The sequence below is a fragment of the Pseudoxanthobacter sp. genome (genome assembly GCF_036822375.1).
Classification (GTDB): Bacteria; Pseudomonadota; Alphaproteobacteria; order Rhizobiales; family Segnochrobactraceae; genus Pseudoxanthobacter.
In genome coordinates this window covers 1-4,428 of the sequence record NZ_DAISHT010000078.1, presented here as the reverse complement: position 1 = coordinate 4,428, position 4,428 = coordinate 1, and the positions used below count along the sequence as shown (strand labels likewise).

4 protein-coding genes are annotated in these 4,428 nt (G+C 64.8%); 3 read left to right on the top strand and 1 reads right to left on the bottom strand.

What is annotated here, in order from left to right; translation table 11 throughout:
• Positions 1-5: 5 nt before the first annotated feature.
• Positions 6-845 carry a pyruvate, water dikinase regulatory protein gene (locus V7067_RS09395; RefSeq protein ID WP_334175635.1) on the bottom strand — a complete coding sequence of 280 codons (840 nt, stop codon included), beginning with the start codon at positions 843-845 and terminating at the stop codon, positions 6-8.
• A gap of 555 nt (positions 846-1,400) precedes the next feature.
• Here V7067_RS09395 and hemE point away from each other — a divergent pair.
• The 3 genes from hemE to rho form a co-directional block, all read left to right on the top strand.
• On the top strand, positions 1,401-2,405 hold the full coding sequence (gene hemE, locus V7067_RS09390) for a uroporphyrinogen decarboxylase (protein ID WP_334175634.1): 1,005 nt from the start codon (positions 1,401-1,403) through the stop codon (positions 2,403-2,405).
• Between the two features lie 31 nt (positions 2,406-2,436).
• A complete protein-coding gene (gene hemJ / locus V7067_RS09385) occupies positions 2,437-2,868 on the top strand; it encodes a protoporphyrinogen oxidase HemJ (RefSeq protein ID WP_334175633.1) in 432 nt (143 codons plus the stop codon).
• A 374-nt stretch (positions 2,869-3,242) separates the two neighbouring features.
• Positions 3,243-4,428 (top strand): transcription termination factor Rho (gene rho / locus V7067_RS09380; RefSeq protein WP_334175648.1); only part of this gene is annotated, 1,186 nt, incomplete at its 3' end.

The window sequence follows — 4,428 nt, the reverse complement described above, 5'->3', positions numbered from 1 at the left end:
GCGCCTCATTCCATCGCACGGGCAGCAATGAGTTCGCGGTGGCTGCGGATCAGCGCGAGAACGGCGGCGGCCGTCTCCTCGATGGACCGGCGGGTGACGTCGATCACCGGCCAGCCATGGTCGGAACACAGCTTGCGGGTGAAGACGATTTCGCCGGCGATGGCGCGGCGGTCGACATAGTCAGCGTTGGGCGGCTTGCTGGCGACGGTGAGCAGGCGGTGTTCGCGGATCTGGGCGATGCGCTCGGCGCTGGCCACCAGCCCGGCCACCAGCGGCCGGCGCACCTGAAACAGCCGGGCCGGCAGCGGCAGGCCGGGCACCACGGGCACGTTCAGCGCCTTCACGCCGCGATTGGCGAGATAGATGCAGGTCGGCGTCTTCGACGTGCGGCTGACGCCGATGAGAATGACGTCCGCTTCCTCCAGATCGTCCGGCAGCAGGCCATCGTCGTGCATCAGCACGAAGTTGAGGGCATCGATGCGGCGGAAATAGTCGGCATCGAGCTGATGCTGACCGCCGACACGGGGCGCAAGCGGCGCCTTGAGATAGGATTCCATCAGCCGCACGACCGGATCGAGCACGTTGAGGCAGGGCAGACCCAGTTCGCGGCAGGCCTGCTCGATGCGGGTTGCCAGCGTCTCTTCCACCACCGTGAAGAGCACCAGCCCCGGCGCCTCGTCGATGGCCTCCAGCACCCGGTCGAGCGTGCGTTCGCAGCGCACCATCGGGTGAATGTGCTCGATGGCCTCGACATTGACATAGCGGCCGCGGGCCGCGCGGGCGACCGTGGACAGGGTCTCGCCGGTCGAGTCCGAAATCAGGTGCAGGTGAAAGTAGGTCGTCATAACGCCTCCCTGCGCCCCGGCCGACAGGCCCGCGGCCGCGCCATCACCAGTGTTGTCCCCAGCCCTGTGGAGAGGGCGGGAAGGAACCGGGATCCCGGCCGGGATCCGGCGTTGTTATCCCGTTCATGCCCGCGCCCTCAACAGCCAGTGCCGCCGGACGACGGTTTTCCGGCCTGCGGAAAACTCTGGGGACCGTGCCCGCATCCCTCCACAATCCACAAGCCTTCCACGCCGAAAAATGATTAATAGACCGTTAACGCCGAAGCGATGGATCTGGAATCCCTGCCGGATCCGGAACATCCACAGCTTCGGGATCCCGGCCCGTGAATCTGTTCATCCGGATCCCGAAGCCCCGTGACGTGTGGTCCGATTGTGGATCCCGAATAATCCCGGTAATCCACCCGCAAACAGAATTAACAGCCTTCTCAAACAAGGATTCCTTTTATGGGAAGCAGTGGACCTGCCGGGTCCGGGGACGCGGCCGTGCGACCGGGCGAATGCCCGGCCGGCGATCATCCGGTTCTGAGAGACAGCCTGCGACACGGCTCGCGGTTCATGGCGGCGCTCGGTGGCGAGCGGCAGGCCATTCCGCCGGTCTGGCTGATGCGGCAGGCCGGCCGCTATCTGCCGGAATACCGGGCACTGAGGGCCGAGGCGCGGTCCTTCCTCGATTTCTGCTACAATCCGGACCTCGCCAGCGAGGCCACGCTGCAGCCGATCCGCCGCTTCGGTTTCGATGCGGCCATTGTGTTTTCCGACATCCTCGTCATTCCCGACGGTCTCGGGCAGGCGGTGGCCTTCATGGAAGGCGAGGGGCCGCGGCTCGATCCGCTGCCGCTCGATGCGGTCGGCTGTCTCGACCTGTCGCGCATGGTGGAGCACCTCGCACCGGTCTACGAGACGCTCGCCAAGGTGCGCGCCAGCCTCGATAACGAAACCGCGCTTATCGGCTTTGCCGGGGCGCCGTGGACGCTGGCGACCTATATGGTGGCCGGTCGCGGCTCGGCCGATCAGGCCTTCACCCGTAAGGCCGCCTACCGGGATCCCGATGCCTTTCAGCGACTGATCGATGTGCTGGTGGCGGCTGTTTCCGCCCATCTCATCACCCAGGTGGAAGCCGGCGCCGACGCGGTGCAGATTTTCGACAGCTGGGCCGGCCCGCTCGACGACGAAGGCTTCAATCGCTGGTGCATCGCGCCCACGGCCGAGATCGTCCGCCGGGTGCACCGGGCGGCACCGGGGGTGCGCATCATCGGCTTCCCGCGCGGCGCCGGCACCCGCCTGCAACGCTATGTCGACGGCACCGGCGTCGATGCGGTCGGGCTCGACTGGTCTGTGGCAATGGAAACCGGCCGGGCGCTGCAGGCCCATACCACCGTGCAGGGCAATCTCGATCCGCTGCGTCTGGTGACCGGCGGGCGGGCGCTCGACGAAGGCGTTGAAGCAATCCTGCAGGCCTTCTCCGGCGGGCCGTTCGTGTTCAACCTCGGCCATGGCATCGTGCCGGAAACGCCGGTCGAGAACGTGGAACGGATGCTGGCCCGCATCCGCCGCGGCTGAGGCGGCCGGCAGCGAGAGGAGAATTCAGGCGATGTCCGATCCCTATCTGTGGGGCAAGGTGCTGCACATCCTGTCGTTCGTGGCGTGGATGGCGGCCATGTTCTACCTGCCGCGGCTGATGGTCTATCACTGCGACGCGCCCAAAGGCTCGGTACAGTCCGAGACGTTCAAGGTGATGGAACGGCGGCTGCTGAAGGCCATCGCCACGCCGGCGATGATCGCAACATGGATTTTCGGCCTCTATCTGGCCTGGGCCGGCGGCTTTTTCACCGATGGCTGGCTGCATGCCAAGCTTCTGCTGGTGCTGATCCTTTCCGGCGTGCACGGCTTTCTTGCCCGGCAGGTGCGCGCGTTCGCTGAGGACCGCAACCGTTTCTCCGGCCGCTTCTACCGCGTGCTGAACGAGGTGCCGACGCTGCTGCTGATCGGCATCGTCATTCTGGTGATCCTCAAGCCGTTCTGACCGGCCGGACGCATCTCCGGCCGCCGGACGACACATCGCGACGCAGACCTGGCCGGCAGTGCCGCCCCTTCCGGGGGCGCCTGCCGGCAAAGTGTTTTCCGGCAGAGGGCTTGCCGGAACCGCGGCGATGGACTATTGTCCACCTGAAACTCGTTCGAGGTGGAGTGGCGCACCCCAGCGCCCTGCCGGCACCAAAGGCCGGCTCCGGCATCCCGGGCCGGAAGCGGACGATCGGATCGCCATCTGAATTTCTTTTTCCGTTCGGTATCCGGTTTATCCGCGTTTCCTCTCAAAACCTCCATTCCGTCTCTGTCGACCCTCTTAAACACGTCAGGCCGGTCGCAATGACCGAAATTCCATTCAAGGACCCTTCCATGCGGGAGATGAAGCTTCAGGAGCTGAAGTCGAAGACGCCGACTGAACTGCTCGCCTTTGCCGAAGAGCACGAAGTCGAAAATGCGTCGACGATGCGCAAGCAGGAGCTGATGTTTGCCATCCTGAAGCAGCTTGCCTCGCGCGAGGTGGAGATCGTCGGCGAAGGCGTCGTCGAGGTGCTGCAGGATGGTTTCGGCTTTCTGCGCGCCCCGGATGCCAACTATCTGCCGGGTCCGGACGATATCTATGTCTCGCCCTCGCAGATCCGCCGCTTTTCGCTGCGCACCGGCGATACCGTTGAGGGCGTGATCCGCAGCCCGAAGGAGGGCGAGCGCTATTTCGCCCTGCTGAAGGTCAACACCATCAATTTCGAAGACCCGGACAAGGCGCGCCACAAGGTTCACTTCGATAACCTGACGCCGCTTTATCCCGACGAGCGCTTCAAGATGGAAGTGGCCGACGGCGTGTCCAAGAAGGACATGTCGGCCCGCATCATCGATCTGGTGGCCCCGCTCGGCAAAGGCCAGCGCGCGCTGATCGTCGCCCCGCCGCGCACCGGCAAGACGGTGCTGCTGCAGAACATCGCGCACTCCATCACCACCAATCACCCCGAGTGCTACCTGATCGTTCTGCTGATCGACGAGCGCCCGGAAGAAGTGACCGACATGCAGCGGTCGGTGAAGGGCGAGGTGATTTCCTCCACCTTCGACGAACCGGCCACCCGCCACGTTCAGGTGGCGGAAATGGTGATCGAGAAGGCCAAGCGCCTTGTCGAGCATGGCCGCGATGTCGTCATCCTGCTCGATTCCATCACCCGCCTCGGCCGGGCCTACAACACCGTCGTGCCGTCTTCCGGCAAGGTGCTGACCGGCGGTGTCGATGCCAACGCCCTGCAGCGCCCGAAGCGCTTCTTCGGCGCCGCGCGCAATATCGAGGAGGGCGGTTCGCTGACCATCATCGCGACCGCACTGATCGACACCGGCAGCCGCATGGACGAAGTCATCTTCGAAGAATTCAAGGGCACCGGTAACTCGGAAATCATCCTCGACCGCAAGGTTTCCGACAAGCGCGTGTTCCCGGCGATCGATATCCAGCGCTCCGGCACGCGCAAGGAGGAACTGCTCGTTCCGTCCGACCAGCTCAAGAAGACCTACGTGCTGCGCCGCATCCTCAACCCGATGGGTA

Bases quoted from the DNA above. Each gene is read 5' to 3' on its own strand.
- hemJ (WP_334175633.1), top strand. From the start codon at position 2,437: ATGTCCGATCCCTATCTGTGGGGCAAGGTGCTGCACATCCTGTCGTTC.
- V7067_RS09395 (WP_334175635.1), bottom strand. From the start codon at position 845: ATGACGACCTACTTTCACCTGCACCTGATTTCGGACTCGACCGGCGAG.
- hemE (WP_334175634.1), top strand. From the start codon at position 1,401: ATGGCGGCGCTCGGTGGCGAGCGGCAGGCCATTCCGCCGGTCTGGCTG.